Genomic DNA, 20,619 nt, shown 5'->3' on the forward strand with positions numbered 1-20,619 from the left:
AATACTAACCAACTAAGACGCATATTTTTATGACTAAACAAACACTAAGTCATCAGGTTTTATCTACAAAATGGTAAAAAAATGCTCCTAGTACGCACTTAAAGAGAGAATATTAGCTCGTTGGATTGCCCAGTTTAATCATTAACCGATTGTGGAGGGTAAACTTTATTTACCACTGATTAAAGACTTGTTTAACGAAGAAATTATTGTCTATGACGTTTCTCCATCCTAAATTTTGCACAGATTAACAAAATGATAGCTTGGGTTATAGCAAGGTTGTATTGTGTAAAACCAATATATTATTCCGAGCTAAGGGGGAAAATATCAAATGCAGGGCTATCAACGTTTTTTTGAAAGGAAGTGGGATTAGCCAAAGTATGTTGAGAAAAGGAAATTGTCTAGATCATAGCGCTATGGCACGCTTTTTTTGCTTGATTAAAAACGGAATGTGATTATGATTACGGCAAGCGGTTTGAAACGTTTGAGTAACTTGAAAAAGCTATCCATGAATATATTCATTACTATAATCCTGAACGGATTCAACCCAAACTAAAAGGACTAAGCTCTGTACAATACAGAGTTTAGTCACTTAATTAAGTGAGTCTAATTTTTGGAGGCAGATAAATTTGACTGCACTTTTAGCTTTGGTTAATAGCTACATCCAAGCATTATTCCGAATAATACCTACCGCAATACCCTCAATTTCAAAATAAGGCTGTTCTTCCAAATTTACCACAATAGGTTGAAACTCTTCATTTTCTGCGTGAAGATAAATCACAGATCCTTTGCGTTCGTAACGTTTTACGGTAACTTCATCTTCAATACGCGCCACAATAACTTGCCCATTTCGGACATCCTTTGTGCTGTGCACTGCAAGCAAATCACCATCCAAAATGCCGATATCTTTCATAGATTGTCCATAGACTTTAAGTAAAAAATCAGCTTGCGGTTTAAACATGGTCGCATCTACACGATAAGTACCTTCAATATGTTGTTCTGCAAGAATCGGCTCACCCGCAGCAACACGACCGATTAACGGTAATCCTTCCTGCTCATCAGGAGTGTTGTCATCAAGAATACGGATACCGCGTGATGCGCCTGAAATAATTTCAATCGCCCCTTTCCGAGCTAAGGCTTTCAGATGTTCCTCTGCCGCGTTAGGGGATTTAAAGCCCAATTCACGCGAAATTTCTGCTCGAGTAGGCGGCATACCGGTTGTTTCTAAATGCCGTTTTAATAAATCTAATACTTCCTGTTGTCGGTTAGTTAATGGTTTCATAGTCACTCCTGTTGTTATATACAGAGATTTTGACATTATATACAGAAGAAAGGCTGTTGCAACCGTTATTTATATTTCATCTAAAAATTTTAAGGAGTGATAAACGTACGAATATGATATTATTTCCCCGATAATTGATAACAAAAGAGAACCTGATTATGTCGAGTATCGTGAATGCCTATCGTAAACTGTTAGAATTTCCCTTATCATTCTTGGTAAAAAATAACCCGATTCCTGCCAATCCAGCTGAAGAACTCCAACTTAATCTTTCCCAACCCATCGTCTATGTTTTACCTTATACCTCACAGACAGATTTTGTCATTTTTCGTCGCCATTGTTTAGATTTGAACTTGCCGGATCCGGCTGAAAAAAATAATGTACATGGTGTAAGTTTGCCTCGTTATGTGTATTTAGATGAGGGGCGCCGTTTTTTTAAATCAAAAGGTGCAAAAGATGAAACTATTCAAGTATTTAATAAATATTTAGAATTACACCGTACTTTTGAAGATTTAGATGTACAAATCGTCCCTGTCTCCGTGCTTTGGGGACGTTCACCAGGGCACGAAGATAAAGCCGGTTTACCCAACCTACGCCTATTGAATGGCATACAAAAAACCTTTTCGGCAATTTGGTTTGGACGTGATACTTTTGTACGTTTTTCTCAAGCGGTTTCATTGCGTTATATGGCAAATGAACATAGTTCCGATGAAAAAATGGCGCAAAAATTAGCGCGCGTGGCAAAAATGCACTTTGCACGTCAACGTATCTCAGCTACGGGTCCACGTTTACCAAATCGTAAAGCGATGTTTAATAAACTCCTACAATCAACCACCATTCAAGCTGCGATTGAGGATGAAGCGAAAAGTAAAAATATCACTCGTGAAAAAGCAGAAAAAGAAGCCTATAAAATTTTAGATGAAATCGCAGCAGACGTGAGCCATTCTAGCCTTAGAGCAGCAGACCGTTTCTTACGTTGGTTATGGAATAAATTGTATTCTGGTATTGATGTGCAAAATGCGGATCGCGTTCGTAAATTAGCCCTTGAAGGTCATGAGATTGTCTATGTTCCTTGCCACCGAAGCCATATTGACTATTTGTTGCTTTCTTACGTACTTTATCACCAGGGCTTAGTGCCACCTCATATTGCTGCAGGTATTAACCTCAATTTCTGGCCGGTAGGTCGTATTTTCCGTAGCTGGGGGGCCTTTTTCATTCGCCGTACTTTTAAAGGTAATCGGCTTTACTCAGCGATTTTCCGTGAATATTTAGCGGAATTATTTCATCGTGGTTATTCGGTAGAATATTTTATTGAGGGGGGGCGCTCCCGTACCGGTCGTTTGCTCGCACCTAAAACAGGTATGATGTCCATGACATTACAAGCCCTTCAACATCACCAAACACGTCCAATTTCAGTTGTACCGGTTTATGTAGGCTATGAACATGTATTGGAAGTCGATACTTACGCAAAAGAATTACGCGGTGCGGCAAAAGAAAAAGAAAATGCCGGTTTAGTGATTCGTATGATTAAAAAATTACGAAATTTAGGGCAAGGTTTTGTGAATTTTGGTGAGCCAATTACCCTGTCCAATTATCTCAATCAACATTTTCCGGATTGGAAAGAAAATAGTCACGAAGACAAACCTCAATGGTTTAATCAAGCGGTGGATTCAGTTTCTTATCAAGTTATGGTGAATATTAATAAAGCAGCAGCTGTTAATGCGATGAATTTAGTGGGAACGGCATTACTTTCCTCTCGTCAGCGTGCTCTTGCCCGTGAACAATTACTTGAGCAGCTAGACAGCTATCAGCAAATGTTACAAAACGCACCTTATTCTGAAGATATGGTACTCCCAACGGATTTACCCAAAACGATGTTAGAACACGTATTGAGTCTTGATCGTGTGGGTGTCTTAGTCGAAAAAGATAACTTTGGTGAAATTGTTCGCCTTGAGCGGACTTCAGCGGTATTGATGACGTATTATCGCAATAATATCCAACACGCCTTTGTCTTGCCTTCTTTAGTGGCAAGTGTAGTGTTGCATTATGAAGCGATTCAAAAAGATCTCTTATTAGAGGCAGTGAGCAAGATTTACCCATTCTTAAAAGGGGAATTATTTTTACATTTCAACCAAGAAGAATTAAGGGAGCAAATTGGTAAAATTATTGTAGAATTCACTCGCCAGGAAGTGATTCACAGCCGTGAAAACCTCCTTTCTATCAATCGTTCAAAAGTACGAATTTTACAACTTTGGTCTGCTGGTGTACGTGAAATTTTGCAACGCTACTACATTACCATCACAATTTTACAAAAAGATCCGCAAATTTCCCGTTCAGCATTAGAAAAGGAGAGTCAATTGGTAGCACAACGCCTTTCTGTCTTACATGGCATTAATGCGCCGGAATTCTTTGATAAAGCCGTATTTTCTGCATTTATTGCGAATTTAAAAGAGGAAGGCTATTTCAATGAACAAGGTCAGGGCAACCTCCCTTATTTACATACTTTTTCTTCCATTCTTGAACATCTCATTTCAACGGAAATTAGCCTAACTATTAGAGGCACGGTTGAAAAAGCGGAAGAGATGGAATAATAACAATTAAGATGTAACAAATCTCCCTAACAAAAAGGATGCCATGCCAGCATCCTTTTTAGCTATTGGCATTATTTGGTTTTATCATGAACGTCAATGGGGATGCTATCTTGATTGTGATAATGCTTTTTTGCCTGGATTAATCATTATCAATGAGAGTGGAGCAACCTCTTAATTGTGCTATACCCACTCACTGCATTACGCACTAACTGATTAACTTGGTGCACTAAATCTAATTGTGCCTTAATTTTTTTCTTGTCGTAAAACGCTTTAAACACCCTCACTTCCATTGCACCATTCTCTCTGATACAACAACGATAGTAATGGTCGTCTATTGTGTCGGCTTTCATCCATCCCTCTTTATTATAGTGTGGTTTCTTTCGTTGTTTGATATAACCATTCTCTTCTCGACCAGCAATACCAGCGAAATCATGGAAGAAACGATCATCATTCCAAAACCGATAAAATGCTCGTTGTTGCTCTATGGTTTCAAAAGGATCGACTGTAACGTGCAATGCGGCATTTTCTTCTTCCATGAGAAATGGACGTATGTGTCTATCATTCATTACTGCTTCTAAATGTGCAATAATCTCTTTGCGTGTCATTGGTACGAGAACAACCTCTACCCCATTTGGAATAGAGTTATCCTTCGTTATCCCTCCTTCATAATCAGCCAGTCGCAAATACAATATATGAGAAATTACCCGACAGACATACTCTAGCCCATTAGCCCATAAAGACTGAGTTTCCCCTAGTACGATTTCGGCTAAGTTTATCTCAAACTCAACCCCATATCGCCACTTTGTTTTTCTGCCATGTTCAATCCACGCAACAGGCGTATGATAAGGCATTGCACCAACTAAGCCATAGGACACCCCAAGCCTACGGTATGTCGCATCTAATTCATTAACCCGACGTATCAGATCAAGCTGCATCTCCTTGCCAATCACCTTTATCACAGGCTTTTACCCTAAAGCAACATCTAAAATCATCATTAATGAAAATCCGAGCATAAGACTGAGCGTGGCAATATCTGTATTACCGTTACTTTGCGATTCAGGAATGAGTTCTTCAACCACAACGAAAATCATCGCACCGGCGGCAAAAGCGAGAGCATAAGGAAGAATGGATGTCATAGAGATCACAAATAATGCCCCAATCACTGCACCAATAGGCTCAACAATGGCGGAAAATGCACCATAAGTAAAAGCTTTGACACGGCTATGTCCTTCAGCCCGAAGAGGCATAGAAAGGGCGGAACCCTCCGGCACATTTTGTAACCCCATACCAATCGCAAGCCCTACAGCGCTTAATGTCAATGGAAAACTGTCTGCATTTTCACCAAGCGTTGCCACCGCACCAAATGCCACACCAATCGCAAGCCCTTCAGGAATATTATGAATCGTGATTGCCAAGAAAAGTAACATCGATTTCGACAGTCTACGGCGAGGCTGCATACCTTCCGCCTCTTCAATAGGTTTACTTAAATGCAAATGAGGAACAAGATAATCCACTCCACGTAAAAATAGCCCACCTATTAAGAAACCAATGAGAGTTGGGAGCCAGTACCATTCACTTTGATTTTGTTTACTAAATTCAAAAGAAGGCTCCAACAACGACCAAAAAGAAGCGGCAATCATTACGCCGGCAGCAAATCCCATCATACTATCCAGCAATTTTTGATTAACCTGTTTAAAAAAGAAAACAAAAGCCGAACCGAAAATGGTACAAAACCAAGTAAATAAACCGGCGATCAATGCCTGTAATACAGGATTAAGCATTAAAAAAGAGTGAAAAACTGTCGTCATAAAATTCCCCATAAAAATTGGGGCTACTATACATTTACCAGAATAAAAGCTCAATCTGTTAATCTGATAGGCAAATAAAAATACATTTTCTAACCGCTCTTTAAAGTTTTCCAAAATAAATTCCCTTTAAAGGTTGAAAATTAGGGTGATTTATTGCGATAATCCCAAAGATTATTGGGTGATCTTTTGGCAACCTTCGTAGTTTTGCTTCTCTTTAAAAAGATCAATTTTGAGTAAATTTATCGTTAGAAAAAAACAATGGCTGAAAAACGTAATATTTTTTTAGTGGGACCAATGGGTGCAGGTAAAAGCACGATTGGGCGCCAATTAGCACAACAATTAAGTATGGACTTTTTAGACTCGGATGCAGTGATTGAAGAGCGTACCGGTGCGGACATTAGCTGGATTTTTGATTTAGAAGGCGAAGAAGGTTTTCGCAAACGTGAGGAACGGGTTATCAATGAATTAACACAAATGCAAGGCATCGTACTTTCTACCGGAGGCGGTGCAGTGATGTCGAAAGATAACCGCAATTATTTATCTGCCCGTGGCATTGTCATTTATTTGGAAACAACCGTTGATAAACAATTCCAACGCACACAACGCGATAAAAAACGACCGCTCTTACAAGGGGTTGATGATCCTCGTCAAGTATTAGAGGATTTAGCGAAAATTCGTAATCCGCTTTATGAAGAAATTGCCGATATCACACTCCCAACTGATGAGCAAAACACCAAAGTGATGGTAAATCAAATTGTTGATTTAATTGACAATATGAACGGATTAAATAGTTCGCTTTAATACAAGACAGGGATAAATTATGTTGTGCGTCAATGTAGAATTACAAGAACGTCGTTACCCGATTTTAATTGGCAGTGGTCTACTCCAAGATGAACCAAATTACCCAATAAACCAAGGGGAACGGGTCATGATTGTGAGCAATCCTACCGTTGCACAATTTTACTTGGATACACTCACCACAACCCTTGAAAAACGAGGTGCCGTGGTTGAATCGGTGCTTATTCCCGATGGTGAAAAATACAAAACCCTAGAGTCCTTAAATCTTATTTTTACCGCACTTTTAAAAGGCAATCACGGACGTGATACCACTATTATTGCCTTAGGCGGTGGGGTGATTGGCGATGTGGCAGGCTTTGCTGCAGCAAGTTATCAACGTGGCGTGCGTTTAATTCAAATTCCCACCACGTTACTTTCTCAAGTGGATTCTTCTGTTGGCGGAAAAACTGCTGTCAATCATGAACTGGGTAAAAATATGATCGGGGCTTTCTATCAACCCTCCTTGGTGTTGATTGATACATTGACACTCAATACTTTGCCAAAACGTGAAGTCAATGCTGGTCTTGCGGAAGTGATTAAATACGGGGCAATTCTTGATTATGAATTTTTTGTTTGGTTAGAAAAACATATTGATGATCTCGTTGCGCTAAAACAAGATGCCCTGCAACACTGTATTGCACGCTGTTGCCAAATCAAAGCGGATGTGGTGGCTCGTGATGAAACGGAAAAAGGTGATCGGGCTTTACTCAACCTTGGTCATACCTTTGGGCACGCCATTGAAACCCATTTAGGCTATGGCAATTGGTTGCACGGTGAAGGCATTTCCGCAGGAATGATGATGGCCGCTGCACTTTCTGAAGCATTAGGTCATCTTTCTGTCAGCGATGTTTCCCGCCTGGAAAAACTTCTTGCCCGAGCAAATTTGCCGACAGTATCGCCGGATACCATGCAACCGGAAGATTATTTACCTCATATGATGCGTGATAAAAAAGTGCTGGCCGGTAAATTGCGTCTTGTGTTGCTAAAATCCCTTGGACAAGCCTATGTAGCGACAGATACCGATCATCATTTGGTGTTAAACGCCATTCGACGTTGTACGCAAACGGACTAAAATGCCACGTCCGAAAAAGCCAATTAAGTCCAAAATCAAACACCGCCCATTTTTAAAATGGGCCGGTGGTAAATTTCGTTTAACTGACGAAATCAACAAGGCCTTTCCAAAGAAAAAACAATGTTTGGTAGAACCTTTTGTTGGGGCGGGTGCGGTATTTTTAAATACCCATTTTGAACGCTACATTTTGGCGGACATTAACCCTGACTTAATTAATTTATTTAATCTTGTCAAAGAAAATGTTGAGGGCTACATTGAAGCCTGCAAACCACTGTTCGATGCACCGAATGCCAACACACCCGAGTATTATTACGCCAAACGCCAACAGTTTAATAAATCCACCGATCCTTTTGAACGCTCTGTAATTTTCTTATATCTCAACCGCTTTGGTTTCAATGGCTTGTGTCGCTATAACAGCAAAAATGAATTTAATGTGCCCTTCGGGGCTTATAAAACCCATTATTTTCCGGAAAATGAATTGCGTTATTTTGCGCACAAGGCACAAAGTGCGGTCTTTTTTTGTGGTGATTTTCAAGAAACCTTTGAATTGGCCGATACGACTTCGGTGATTTATTGTGATCCCCCCTATGCCCCGCTACATCAACATACCAATTTCACCGGTTATGCCGGCAATGATTTTGGCTTGACCCATCAACGCACTTTAGCGGAAGCGGCAAAAAAAATACAAAAAGAAAAACAAATTCCGGTATTGATTTCCAATCACGATACCAAGTTCACTCGTGAAATCTACAAAGGGGCAAAATTTAAAGCCGTGAAAGTGCAACGTTCCATTAGCCAAAATGCGGCAAAACGGGTGAAAGTGAAAGAACTCATTGCGATTTTTAAGGCGTAACTCCCTTAAATTCGGGGTTAATCTTTACCTCTAATTTTGTAACTTGTGGGTATTCAGGTCGGATAAGGCTGAGCAATTCCGTCTGACGAAATAAAATCCCTTGTCGCACAATGGCATTAGCCACTTCAATAAAAAGTTTTTCGCCATTAATCTGACCGATACGCACTAAACCTTGAAATTCTTGCGGAAAAATCTGGTGAATTTTTTGATTTAACTCGTGAATGGCTAAGCCTTTTTTCATCATTTGAGAAAAAGAAGATTGCTCCATCACCTCCACAATATTCATCGCCTTTTGATAACGTTCCGCCTTGTTTTCCATGAAGTAGCCCCAATAAATGACATCAATTTAAATTTCCGCTACAATACACACAATTTTTATCAGAAACAACAAAATGATGATTTTAGGCAAAAGCCCCCCTTATTTTTGGTCGCGGTTACTATTAAGTGTGATCGCGATTTTTGCTTTGCCTAATACGCAAAGTTTAGAAAATAACCGGGCGGAAAATTGTTCCTCTGAGATTTCTATCCAACAGGTGTTGGAAAGCGCAAAGGTGGTTCGCTATGTACAACGACCTTCCCCCCAAGCTTTTCCGGCAAACTATTTCGAAAAAAAACAACCCGATTTTCAACCGCACTTTGTGGTGGCGGTATTAAATCGCCAAGCCCCTATTCGAGCCGGTCCTTTACTCATTTAATTTCTTAGACTCTGTCCCTTTAACACAATGAAATTAAAGGGGCACACCATTAACTCTGGCAATGAGTGAGCAACATTTCACTCATTCCTTAATTTTAACAAATGATTTAGAAAGAGAAATTATGAGCATTTTAACGAAAATTTTTGGTAGCCGTAACGACCGTATTTTACGCAAACTTAAAAAACAAGTGAGCAAAATTAATCAATTAGAGCCTGAATTTGAAGCCTTAAGTGATGAACAGCTTCGCGCGAAAACCGATGAATTTCGCCAGCGTTTGAGTGCGGGTGAAACCTTGCAAGACATCCTACCTGAAGCCTTTGCTACCGTGCGAGAAGCGAGTAAACGGGTATTAGGTATGCGTCACTTTGATGTTCAGTTGATCGGTGGGATGGTGTTAACCAACCGCTGTATTGCTGAAATGCGAACCGGTGAAGGGAAAACCTTAACCGCTACACTCCCTTGTTATTTAATTGCCCTTGAAGGAAAAGGGGTACACGTGGTGACAGTGAATGACTATTTGGCACGACGTGACGCAGAAACCAACCGCCCATTATTTGAATTTTTAGGGCTAAGTGTTGGCGTGAATATTCCGGGTTTACCGCCTGAAGCAAAACGTGCCGCTTACGCTGCTGATATCACTTATGCCACAAACAGTGAATTGGGTTTTGACTATTTGCGTGATAATTTAGCCCATTCAAAAGAAGAGCGTTTCCAACGCACTTTAGGTTATGCCTTAGTGGATGAGGTGGATTCCATTCTCATTGATGAGGCTCGCACACCGTTAATTATTTCCGGTCAGGCCGAAGACAGTTCCGATCTTTACATTGCGGTGAATAAACTCATTCCAAGTTTAATTAAGCAAGAAAAAGAAGATTCCGATGAATATCAAGGGGAAGGGGATTTCACCTTAGACCTCAAATCCAAACAAGCTCACTTAACCGAACGTGGTCAGGAAAAAGTGGAAAATTGGCTCATTGAACAAGGGTTAATGCCGGAAGGGGATTCTCTTTACTCACCGGGCCGTATCGTCTTATTGCACCATATTATGGCGGCATTGCGTGCACACACCTTATTTGAGCGTGATGTAGATTATATTGTGAAAGACGGCGAAATCGTCATTGTTGATGAACATACCGGACGGACGATGGCAGGACGCCGTTGGTCTGACGGTTTACACCAAGCGATTGAAGCCAAAGAAGGGGTTGAGATTAAAAGTGAAAACCAAACTGTCGCCTCCATTTCTTACCAAAATTACTTCCGTTTGTATGAAAAATTGGCGGGTATGACGGGGACGGCAGATACGGAAGCCTTTGAATTCCAACAAATTTACGGTTTAGAAACGGTCGTCATTCCGACAAACCGCCCAATGATTCGTGATGATCGCACAGACTTGATGTTTGAAAATGAAGAATACAAATTCAATGCGATTATTGATGATATTAAAGATTGTGTTGCACGCCAACAACCGGTATTGGTGGGGACGATTTCGGTGGAAAAATCGGAAGTTTTGTCGAAAGCATTGGATAAAGCGGGCATTAAACACAATGTCTTAAATGCAAAATTCCACCAACAAGAAGCTGAAATTGTCGCAGAAGCGGGTTTCCCGGGGGCGGTAACGATTGCTACCAATATGGCGGGACGGGGAACGGATATTATCCTTGGCGGTAACTGGAAAGCCCAGGCGGCTAAATTAGACAATCCTACTCAAGCGCAACTTGATGCGTTAAAAGCCGAGTGGGAGAAAAATCACGACATCGTGATGAAAGCCGGCGGTTTACATATTATTGGTACGGAGCGTCACGAATCACGCCGTATCGACAACCAGTTGCGTGGCCGTTCCGGTCGTCAAGGGGATCCGGGTTCTTCCCGTTTCTACCTGTCTTTGGAAGATGGTTTAATGCGAATTTACCTCAACGAGGGCAAGCTCAACTTAATGCGTAAAGCCTTCACCGTGCCGGGTGAAGCGATGGAGTCCAAAATGTTGGCGAAAGTGATTGCCTCTGCCCAAGCAAAAGTAGAAGCCTTCCACTTTGATGGTCGTAAAAATCTTCTTGAATATGATGATGTCGCCAACGATCAACGCCACGCCATTTATGAACAACGCAATTATTTATTGGATAATGATGATATTTCCGAGACGGTCAAGGCTATTCGCCACGATGTGTTCAATAATGTTATCGACCAATATATCCCGCCACAATCCTTAGAGGAACAATGGGATATTAAAGGGTTGGAAGAACGGTTGGCACAAGAGTTTGGTATGGTATTGCCTATCGCACATTGGCTCGAAGAAGACAGCAATCTTCACGAAGAAAATCTACGTGAACGCATTATTGACGTTGCTGAAAAAGAATATAAGGAAAAAGAAGCCTTAGTGGGCGAAGAAAGTATGCGCCATTTTGAAAAAGGGGTGATGCTACAAACCTTAGATGAACTTTGGAAAGAACATTTAGCGGCGATGGATTATCTTCGTCAAGGTATCCACTTACGTGGCTATGCTCAAAAAGATCCAAAACAGGAATATAAAAAAGAGTCATTCCGTATGTTTACGGAAATGTTGGATTCCTTAAAACACCACGTGATCACAACCTTAACCCGTGTTCGAGTGAGAACCCAAGAAGAGATAGAAGAGGCTGAACGTCTTCGTCAAGAAATGGCGGAACGAGAAAGCCAAACTCACCACCCAATAGGGGAAAATAATGCGGTGACACAGGAAGAGGATTATGCAGATCGTCGTGTCGGTCGTAATGAGCCTTGCCCTTGTGGATCGGGAAAAAAATACAAGCATTGTCACGGTAACCGTGCCAAATACCATTAACGGGCTAAAAGTGCGGTTGTTTTTGACCGCACTTTTTTTTATCTTGGATCAAAAACATGGAAAAACCAATCATACAAGTTTCAGCCGGTATTATTCGTAATGAATTCGGACAAATTTACTTAACCCAGCGTTTGGAAGGTCAGGATTTTGCTCAATCCCTTGAATTCCCCGGGGGGAAAGTGGATGAAAACGAAACACCGGAACAAGCACTCAAACGTGAGTTGGAAGAGGAAATCGGCATTGTCGTTTTAAATGCTGAACTTTATGAACGCTTTCAATTTGAATATCCCACCAAGGTAATTTCATTTTTCTTCTATCTCGTGGAAGAATGGATTGGCGAACCTTTTGGGCGTGAAGGGCAGGAAGGTTTTTGGATTGAACAACGGGCCTTAGATGCAGGATTATTTCCACCGGCCAATGCAAAGTTAATCAACCGATTGCTCAGCGAAGTGCAAATTCCATAAATACGAACCCCAGCCTAGGCTGGGGTTATTTTCATCAAAATCCATTTATGACATCATTTAAAACTATTTTGGCATCGCTGCTTTCATTTGTTTCAATTGCTCTACAGCTTGTCCACAAGCCTGATCTTGCGCCGCTACTGGCATCATCGCAAACTGTTGTTTACTGGATTCATACTGTGCTTTCATTGAGTTGGCTTGAGCTGCCGGCATAGAAGCAAGATATGAATCAACCTCTGCAAAATAGGCTTTACAACTATCAGATAATTCTGCGGCAGAAGCGGAAAGACCAAAGCCCATAAAGATAAGTGCGACTAATGTTTTTTTCATTGTGATTTCCTCACGAAAATTAATAAATAAGATTATTGCCAAAAGGCGGCTTATTATACTATTTTCGCTCAAAAAAAAAACAATAGATTATAAACAAATTTTCACCGATAAATCCGCTAATTTTTCCCATACATTATCGCTAAATTCTTGTTTGGCAAGGCGTTCAATATCTGCCAATTCTTGGATAATCTCATAGAGTTTTTGATAGGTTAGCCGTTGTACGGCAGCTAAAAAGAGCGGTCGGCGATTTTGCCAAATTTTGAGACGATCAAACTCCGCTTTAAGAGATTGAACGGGCAACCCCTCTGTGATACGAATAGGTTGCTGAGGTTTTGTCAGATCAAGTAAGGTGAATAGCTCACGTTGTAAGGTACGCAATAAAATAATGGGTTGAACATCTTCCGCCTGTAAGCCCACTAAAATACGTTTAGCCCGATTGACTTTACCGACAAGCAAGGCATCAATCCATTGGAAAGGGGTGAAGAGGGATGATTGCTCAACCACAGAAATGACCCGATGATAAGTCAGTTTGTGATCGGGATAAAGTAAGTCTAAAAGTTGTAAGGCTTGTTTGAGGGCAAGTAAATTGTTTTCATAACTGTAACAAAGCTGGGCAATGGCTTCGTTATCTGCCGTCAATCCCATCATTTGAAGGCGATTTTTTACCCAGCGGGGGAGCTGCTCCGAACTGGGTGTTTGGCAATTCACCAAGAGTGCTTTGGGTTCATATTCTGTCAATGCCAAAAACCACGCTTGTTTTTCGGTGGCTTTGGCAAGTTTGGGCATCGTTAAAACCAATAGCACGTCTTCATTTAATGCTGTAATAAATTCTTGCAGTTTTTTTTGCAAAAGTGCGGTCAAATTTTCCGGTAAATTGAGCACAAGCACTTGTTTGTTGAAAAACAAGCCCATTGATTGGGTGGATTCAATTAATGCAGCCCAATCAGTCTGGCTGTCAATTTGTACTGTATTTTTTTCATCAAAGCTTTGTTGGAGTGCTGCTTGATAAATATCCGCTTCAGTTTCACTGAGCAACAGCGGATCTTGCCCAACCAAGCAATAAACTTTAGCCAGTCCTTGGGCAAGATGATGAGGTAGTTGTTCAGGAAAAATGCGGTTCATTATTTTTCTTTTAATTGATGTTGTAATGCCACCATTTTCGTGATGAGCTGACGGGCCGCTTGTTCACGCATATCATTCCAAATCACGTCACGTTCTGTGGCTTTAGCCAATGCTGCTCGAGAGTTATCAAAGAAAGTACGATTAACTTTTGCACTGATCGGATGGCTTTGACCATTGGCTAAACGCACGGTGGCTTCCACTTCTAACATCAGGGTTTTCTCTGCCTCACGTCCACGTTTGAAAATAGAAGATACTTCATCATTAGTGATTTGTTTATTAATGCGTAATACCGGCACACCTTGTTCAGCATTCACCAGATTGACGTTATTGGTTTGTAATTGACGACGCATTGCCATCGACATTTCACTGTAAGGATCTGAACTTTCGAAGGCAAGGGTATGTAATTCTTGAGGGATTAATGCGCCATTTTGAAGATGCCAACCACAGGCACTTAAAAAGAGGACAAAAAATACCACGGATTTTTTCAACATATTAAAATTCCTTGTTATAGAAAATGACAAAAATTGTTCGCTACTCTAGCACAAACCCCGTATCACCAAAAGCGATACTTTTAGGTTATCCGTTGATAAAACAGCTTTCCAACCCGATTAATATGCTCAACTAAATCCTGATTGGATAGTTCATGATAGATAGACAAATCAAATAAATAAGGCGAATTTGAATCATCTAAATCTAACCAAATTTTACTGAGTATTGAACGGGTCAAATGGTTACCTTTGAGGGTTAAGTCAATATCGGAGCCTTCACGGTAATTCCCTTTTGCTCTTGAACCATAAATAATGGCTTGTTCAACTTCGGGGTACTTTTTTAGAATATTCTGAATTGTTTCTGTTGCTCTGATACTTAAGCCAAAATTGTCCATAATTGTTCAATACGCTCTTTTAGTTGAATAAATAAAGGTAAATAATCTTTCACTACTTTATTAAATTCTTTGTTTAAAATATTTTCATCATAAGTATGGACGGTAAGATTACGGCTTTCAATCATATCTAACCATATTTCACCGTTTTGAATAAGTCCGCGATTAAAAGCCAACCGTGTTGCAGATTTTGAACCCCAGAGCTCCACTTCACCTTGATATTTTAAGATATCTTGCAGCAGTTTCCATGCCAGTTCATGCGTTATTTCAAAACTTTGAATAATTCCCTTTTTAATAATATCTGAATCCGTATTTGAATACTTTTCTACTTCATCGACCAAATAATGTACTGCTTTTTTGTAATTATCAAAGCGTTGTTGCCGGCGAATATCTTGCATTGTCGTTATCCTAAAATTAAGGCTCGTCAAACGAGCCTTTTAGATTAATTTTATACAGGTTTTACTGCAAAACTGACCATTTTAAGCGGCACATAGATTTCTTTGACAATTTCCATGCCGTCAAGGAATTTCGCCACGTTTTCATCCGCTTTAGCTATCGCTTTGATTTCCTGTTCGGTGGCATTGGCTGAAACGGTCACTTTTCCACGCACTTTGCCATTGACTTGCACAACAATGAGTTTTTCATCTTCCACCATCGCCGTTTCATCGGCTTTCACCCATTCTGCTGTGTCAATGCTGTTTTCATTGCCGAGGGCATGCCATAGCTCAAAGCAAATATGTGGGGTAATCGGATAAAGCATACGCACGACAGCACTTAAGGCTTCTGCCATAACGGCACGATCTTGCTCATTATCCAATGGCGCTTTGGTGAGTTTGTTCATCAATTCCATAATTGCCGCAATAGCCGTATTGAAGGTTTGGCGGCGACCAATATCATCGCTGACCTTCGCAATGGTTTTATGGACTTCACGGCGAAGGGCTTTTTGATCGGCAGAAAGTGCGGTCACTTCTAAGGCAGTTTTTGCCGGGTTTTGTTGGTATTGATACACCAGATTCCATACCCGACCTAAAAAGCGTTTTGCTCCCTCTACGCCGGATTCTTGCCATTCAAGGGTCATTTCCGCAGGGGAGGCGAACATCATAAACAAGCGAACGGTATCTGCACCGTATTTTTCCACCATTTCCTGCGGGTCGATACCGTTGTTTTTCGATTTCGACATTTTGGTCATACCGGAATGAACCAGTTCACGTCCTTCTGGATCGGTTGCTTTGATAATACGGCCTTTTTCATCACGTTCAAGGGTAACTTGGGTTGGGCTTACCCAAATCCGCTCGTTAGTTGGGCTAGTGTAATAGAAGGCATCTGCCAACACCATCCCTTGACATAATAATTTCACCGTTGGTTCATCACTTGTCACAAAACCGGCATCACGCAAGAGTTTGTGGAAGAAGCGGAAGTAGAGCAAGTGCATTGTGGCATGCTCGATACCACCGATATATTGATCCACCGGTAACCAATAATTGGCTTCCTCTTTATCTAACATGGCTTCTGCAAAGGTTGGGGAAGTGTAACGGGCGTAATACCAGGAAGATTCCATAAAGGTATCAAAGGTATCCGTTTCTTTTAACGCAGGCGCACCCTTAAAAGTGGTTTTCGCCCAATTTGGATCGGCTTTAATCGGGCTTTTCACCCCATCCATCACCACATCTTCAGGGAGAATAATCGGTAAATCTTCCAATGGAGCCGGCACGACCTCACCGTTTTCAAGGGTGAGCATTGGAATTGGCGCTCCCCAATAACGTTGACGGGATACGCCCCAATCACGCAAGCGGTAGTTTACTTGGCGTTTACCCACACCTAATTTCTCAAGTTTATCGGCGATACCGTTAAAGGCGTCATCGAAATCCAAGCCGTCAAATTCAGCAGAATTGATTAACACCCCGTGTTCGGTGAAGGCTTCTTTGGCTAAATCAATCTTTTGACCCTCAACCGGCGCGATCACTTGTTTTAATGGCAAGGCATATTTTTGGGCGAACTCATAGTCTCGTTGGTCGTGGGCAGGTACTGCCATCACTGCACCTGTGCCATAGTGCATAAGCACAAAGTTTGCCACCCAAATCGGTAATTTTTCACCGGTTAGGGGATGAAGAGCGAACAAGCCTGTCGCCATACCTTTTTTCTCCATCGTGGCAAGATCGGCTTCGGCTACTTTGGCATTTTTGGCTTCTTGAATGAAAGCGGCTAATTCAGGGTTGTTTTGTGCCGCCAGGCCCGCCAAAGGATGAGCGGCGGCAATGCCTAAATAGCTAACACCATAGAAGGTATCCGGACGGGTGGTGTAAACGGCGACTTTTTCATTGGTATCCGCAACATCAAAGGTAATTTCTACCCCTTCAGAGCGTCCAATCCAGTTGCGTTGCATGGTTTTCACCATATCCGGCCATTGTGGAAGATTATCCAAGCCGCCTAATAATTGCTCGGCATAATCGGTGATTTTAATAAACCATTGAGGAATTTCTTTTTGTTCCACCGGAGTATCACAACGCCAGCAACAACCGTCATGCACCTGTTCGTTTGCCAGTACGGTTTCATCATTCGGACACCAGTTTACCGTTGAGGTTTTCTTATACACTAAACCTTTTTTATAAAGCTCGGTAAAAAACCATTGCTCCCATTTGTAGTATTCCGGTTTACAGGTTGCAATTTCACGATCCCAATCGTAACCAAAGCCCAGCATTTTGAGCTGATTTTTCATATATTCAATGTTTTCGTATGTCCATTTTGCCGGTGCGGTTTTGTGTTTAATGGCCGCTCCTTCAGCGGGTAAACCAAAAGCATCCCAGCCGATGGGTTGCAACACATTTTTACCGTTCATACGTTGATAGCGTGAAACCACATCACCGATGGTATAGTTACGCACATGCCCCATATGCAGACGACCTGACGGATAAGGGAACATGGAAAGACAATAATATTTCTCTTTATTGACATCTTTAACGGCTTTGAAAACCTTATTTTCAGCCCAATACTGCTGAACTTTCGGTTCAATTATATCGGGACGATATTGTTCTTGCATAAAATCACCTTCAATTTTGACCGCACTTTGCGGAATTTTTTACCTGATAAAATGGCGGATAGCATACCGTAAAACCGTAAAAATTGATAGGGAGAGGGAGAGAAAGTGCGGTCATTTTTCCACAAGTTTTATAAGCAATAAAAAACCCGACTAAAGTCGGGTTTTAAACTTTAAATATTATAAGGTTGACACTACCACTGGTAACCGACACCTACACCGGCACCAACATCACCTTGGCTGTTAGCATTACCTTGAAGTTTCAAGATAAGTTTACCGTTATCACTTGCACGTGAATAACCTACTGCAAAGGCATTTTCACCTTTGAAAGTACCGGCTGAAGCCGCCATCATTGATTTACCCGGTAGGTAAACTTGTGGAAGACTTGCTGCCGCATTGGAACCCGCAATACCACCACGGGCTTCTTTATTCACTTTGTTAATATGGTTGTTGATATTAGTAATACTACCTTTCAACTGGCTAACATTCACTGCATCTGTTGGATCTGTACCCGGTGCAACATTTTTAATTTGCGTTGGTACAAGTGTGTTGTTCGCTACATCAGGTCTACCGATAACAAGGTTACCTTTTTCATCACTACGAATAATCGGACCGCTCGCATTTCCACCAACCTGTACAGTATTAAAGGTTGGGTTCATTGATGTCGCAACGGTGATATTCGCACCTTGACGAGTGATCTCAATGTTATTGCCTGCATTAACATTGACTGTGTTGCCGGCTTTAACCGGTGTTGCTTCCTGAGTCGTTGTCGGTTGACCATCTTTGTCTAAGTTGATCACTTTACCGGTTCCGCTTGCCATAGCATTAACATTCCAACTCACGTTGTTAACCGTATTCACTATGGTTGTCGCATTCACCAAGTTGCTACCGTGGCCATTTGGATCAACTGATGCCGTACCATTGTTCACAACAATATTTGTGGTATTTGCAGTCAGGTTACCATTTGGTTGAACTTTAATCGTATTACCATCAGCAACAACATCAACTTTAATAACGGATGTACTACCATTGGTTGTCGTCACCGTCACCGTTGTGCCGGTACCATTTACAAAGTTCACGGTATCATAAGCTGCCACGAAGTCCTTCGCTTTGCCATTTTCTTGCAAATTCCAACCTGTATTCAATACATCATTAACGGTTGCTGCATTTGTTCCATTTACAATGCTTGGTGCATCGGCACTTGAGGCATTCTTACCATTGCTGTTAGTGGCAATACTGTTAGTTGCATTAAGGTTGTTCACTAAGTTGGTTACACTGCCATTATTAATCGTCGTGTTACCCACAGTAATGGAACCTGTTGCATTAATGTTATTCACACTAATGTTTTCAGCTAAACCAAAAGCAATATTTTTACCTGTTTGATTAACAACCAAGTTTTTACCTGCTTCAAAATTCAACGTATCACCGGCTTTGATCTGCGTTGTACCATTCGTTGCAACGACTTGTATATCACTATTTGTTGCATTTACGGTGTGATACACATTGTTAACTGTGTTCTCAACATCTGTTACAGTGGCAAGCGGTCTGCTACCGTTATAGTTATTAGACTCAGCTTTACCGGTCGTGGTATTGGCAGAAACAGTACCTGTAGCTGCCTTCGCTATCGCAGTTGAATTCACATTAAACGAGATATTCGCCCCGCCTTTGTCATTCACAACAACCGTTGATGTGATCGTGTCAGAATTGACAAAATTGACTTGTTCATCCGGTGAAATACGTTCCACGGTCTGACCATCTGCACCGCCAACTTTCCAACCGGCATTCACATAGTTGTTTAATTGTTCAAACGCTTCTGTGATGTTATTTGCCGGTGATGTTGGCGCAACATAGTTTTCATCTTTCGCTAATCCCGTTGTATTGAGTGTACGTTCAAAGCCCTCAACTTGACCTGTTGTCGTATTAAATGTGGTATTGCCGCCAAAGATGTTCGTAATGGAATCCCCTAAGTTATATAACTGACTGCCGTTTATCGTATCTTTACTATTATTAGAAATAGTACCATTTGCTATGCCGGTAATCTTATCACCATTCACATTTAACCCATCAGGACCTGATGTGATATTGGTTGAGTTACTTGGATCTGAGGCATTACCTACCGTCAATGTTGTCGTGTTCACATGGTTAAATGTCACATTATTCGTGGTTGAAATATTGAAGGTCTTACCATTTTGCTCGATCTTAATATTTTGACCTGCGTTGTAAGTCACGGTATCACCCGCTTTCACTGTCGCATTCGCCTTATCTGTGATACTGAACTCACCATTTGTGCCACTTACATTACCAGACGTTACCCCCCAAGAAACATTGTTAATGGTGTTGACAATATCACCAACCGTTGCCACTTTGTTGCTGTTATCCACATTATTAACGGTTGCATTCGCTCTACCGTCAGTCACGGTCGAATTGCCGGTTAGTTGGTTCACGATGTTACTTGTATTCGCCACCAATTTTCCATCTACAACAGTAATCGTGTTGTTATCAACATTCACATCATATGACACGTTGGTTACAGTGCCATTAACAGCCGATACGTTAGCAATCGTTGCCGAGCCATTCACAAAGTTCACTTGGTTTCCTGCTTTCACAAGATTTACCATTGCACCTGTGTTATTACCTATTCTCCAACCTACGTTATTAATCGTGTTCGCCACATCTTCAACCGTTGCAATCGGTCCGTTTGTCGTGTTCGACACCGCTTTACCGTTTTCTGCCGTCACTTTACCCGTATTCACATCCACCGAGATATTACCGTTGTTATTGGTAATATTCGCTGTCGTGGTGTTGGTGACATTGGTAATCGCATTGTCTATCACATTCTTCG

18 protein-coding genes and 1 pseudogene are annotated in these 20,619 nt (G+C 41.3%); 8 read left to right on the forward strand and 11 right to left on the reverse strand.

Annotated elements, in window-relative coordinates:
* Positions 1–154: 154 nt before the first annotated feature.
* Positions 155–585: pseudogene (locus BKK50_RS12830) on the forward strand (transposase); the annotation flags it as partial.
* A 70-nt stretch (positions 586–655) separates the two neighbouring features.
* On the opposite strand, the gene lexA reads toward BKK50_RS12830, so the two are convergent.
* Complete coding sequence (gene lexA, locus BKK50_RS06320) at positions 656–1,279, reverse strand: transcriptional repressor LexA (protein WP_077416404.1); 624 nt, start codon at positions 1,277–1,279, stop codon at positions 656–658.
* Between the two features lie 158 nt (positions 1,280–1,437).
* Here lexA and plsB point away from each other — a divergent pair, with 158 nt between their 5' ends.
* On the forward strand, positions 1,438–3,867 hold the full coding sequence (plsB, locus tag BKK50_RS06325; RefSeq protein ID WP_077416406.1) for a glycerol-3-phosphate 1-O-acyltransferase PlsB: 2,430 nt from the start codon (positions 1,438–1,440) through the stop codon (positions 3,865–3,867).
* Between the two features lie 149 nt (positions 3,868–4,016).
* On the opposite strand, the gene BKK50_RS06330 is transcribed toward plsB, so the two are convergent.
* Positions 4,017–4,826 carry a hypothetical protein gene (locus BKK50_RS06330; protein ID WP_143529769.1) on the reverse strand — a complete coding sequence of 270 codons (810 nt, stop codon included), beginning with the start codon at positions 4,824–4,826 and terminating at the stop codon, positions 4,017–4,019.
* Positions 4,827–4,832: 6 nt separating this feature from the next.
* Entirely contained in the window at positions 4,833–5,675 is an 843-nt protein-coding gene (locus tag BKK50_RS06335) for a ZIP family metal transporter (RefSeq protein ID WP_077416439.1), read from the reverse strand.
* A 258-nt stretch (positions 5,676–5,933) separates the two neighbouring features.
* Between BKK50_RS06335 and aroK the strand changes: the two genes are divergently transcribed.
* From aroK to BKK50_RS06350, 3 genes are read left to right on the forward strand one after another with little or no spacing between them, the layout of a single operon-like run.
* Positions 5,934–6,476 carry a shikimate kinase AroK gene (aroK, locus tag BKK50_RS06340; RefSeq protein ID WP_077416410.1) on the forward strand — a complete coding sequence of 181 codons (543 nt, stop codon included), beginning with the start codon at positions 5,934–5,936 and terminating at the stop codon, positions 6,474–6,476.
* 19 nt (positions 6,477–6,495) lie between these two features.
* Entirely contained in the window at positions 6,496–7,584 is a 1,089-nt protein-coding gene (gene aroB / locus BKK50_RS06345) for a 3-dehydroquinate synthase (protein ID WP_077416412.1), read from the forward strand.
* A 1-nt stretch (position 7,585) separates the two neighbouring features.
* The gene (locus BKK50_RS06350) at positions 7,586–8,437 is read left to right on the forward strand and encodes a Dam family site-specific DNA-(adenine-N6)-methyltransferase (RefSeq protein ID WP_077416414.1); all 852 of its coding nucleotides are present in this window, start codon (positions 7,586–7,588) and stop codon (positions 8,435–8,437) included.
* Here the strand turns inward: BKK50_RS06350 and BKK50_RS06355 are convergent.
* Positions 8,427–8,756: a DciA family protein gene (locus BKK50_RS06355; protein ID WP_077416416.1), complete on the reverse strand. Its 330-nt coding sequence runs from the start codon at positions 8,754–8,756 to the stop codon at positions 8,427–8,429. The two genes, BKK50_RS06350 and BKK50_RS06355, sit on opposite strands and share 11 nt — an antisense overlap.
* 76 nt (positions 8,757–8,832) lie before the next feature.
* Between BKK50_RS06355 and secM the strand changes: the two genes are divergently transcribed.
* The 3 genes from secM to mutT all read left to right on the forward strand — a co-directional run bounded on the left by secM (position 8,833) and on the right by mutT (position 12,414).
* Positions 8,833–9,132, forward strand: coding sequence for a secA translation cis-regulator SecM (secM, locus tag BKK50_RS06360; protein ID WP_077416441.1), 300 nt, complete (start codon positions 8,833–8,835; stop codon positions 9,130–9,132).
* Between the two features lie 121 nt (positions 9,133–9,253).
* Positions 9,254–11,950 (forward strand): preprotein translocase subunit SecA, encoded by a 2,697-nt coding sequence (gene secA / locus BKK50_RS06365; RefSeq protein WP_077416444.1) that lies wholly within the window; start codon positions 9,254–9,256, stop codon positions 11,948–11,950.
* Between the two features lie 56 nt (positions 11,951–12,006).
* The gene (mutT, locus tag BKK50_RS06370; RefSeq protein WP_077416418.1) at positions 12,007–12,414 is read left to right on the forward strand and encodes an 8-oxo-dGTP diphosphatase MutT; all 408 of its coding nucleotides are present in this window, start codon (positions 12,007–12,009) and stop codon (positions 12,412–12,414) included.
* 63 nt (positions 12,415–12,477) lie between these two features.
* On the opposite strand, the gene BKK50_RS06375 is transcribed toward mutT, so the two are convergent.
* The 7 genes from BKK50_RS06375 to BKK50_RS06405 all read right to left on the reverse strand — a co-directional run.
* Positions 12,478–12,741, reverse strand: a complete 264-nt coding sequence (locus tag BKK50_RS06375; protein WP_077416420.1) for a DUF5339 domain-containing protein — start codon at positions 12,739–12,741, stop codon at positions 12,478–12,480.
* 87 nt (positions 12,742–12,828) lie between these two features.
* On the reverse strand, positions 12,829–13,863 hold the full coding sequence (gene holA / locus BKK50_RS06380) for a DNA polymerase III subunit delta (RefSeq protein ID WP_077416422.1): 1,035 nt from the start codon (positions 13,861–13,863) through the stop codon (positions 12,829–12,831).
* The gene (locus BKK50_RS06385; RefSeq protein WP_077416424.1) at positions 13,863–14,354 is read right to left on the reverse strand and encodes an LPS-assembly lipoprotein LptE; all 492 of its coding nucleotides are present in this window, start codon (positions 14,352–14,354) and stop codon (positions 13,863–13,865) included. The genes holA and BKK50_RS06385 overlap by 1 nt, the downstream gene beginning before the upstream one ends.
* Positions 14,355–14,434: 80 nt before the next feature.
* Positions 14,435–14,746 (reverse strand): nucleotidyltransferase domain-containing protein, encoded by a 312-nt coding sequence (locus BKK50_RS06390; RefSeq protein ID WP_077416426.1) that lies wholly within the window; start codon positions 14,744–14,746, stop codon positions 14,435–14,437.
* On the reverse strand, positions 14,728–15,141 hold the full coding sequence (locus BKK50_RS06395) for a nucleotidyltransferase substrate binding protein (RefSeq protein WP_077416428.1): 414 nt from the start codon (positions 15,139–15,141) through the stop codon (positions 14,728–14,730). The genes BKK50_RS06390 and BKK50_RS06395 overlap by 19 nt, the downstream gene beginning before the upstream one ends.
* A 50-nt stretch (positions 15,142–15,191) precedes the next feature.
* On the reverse strand, positions 15,192–17,780 hold the full coding sequence (gene leuS / locus BKK50_RS06400; RefSeq protein ID WP_077416430.1) for a leucine--tRNA ligase: 2,589 nt from the start codon (positions 17,778–17,780) through the stop codon (positions 15,192–15,194).
* A 191-nt stretch (positions 17,781–17,971) separates the two neighbouring features.
* Positions 17,972–20,619, reverse strand: a 2,648-nt coding sequence (locus BKK50_RS06405; protein WP_208606201.1) for a YadA family autotransporter adhesin, incomplete at its 5' end; no start/stop codon positions are given.

This window comes from Rodentibacter rarus (assembly GCF_001998965.1).
GTDB classification, from domain to species: Bacteria; Pseudomonadota; Gammaproteobacteria; order Enterobacterales; family Pasteurellaceae; genus Rodentibacter; species Rodentibacter rarus.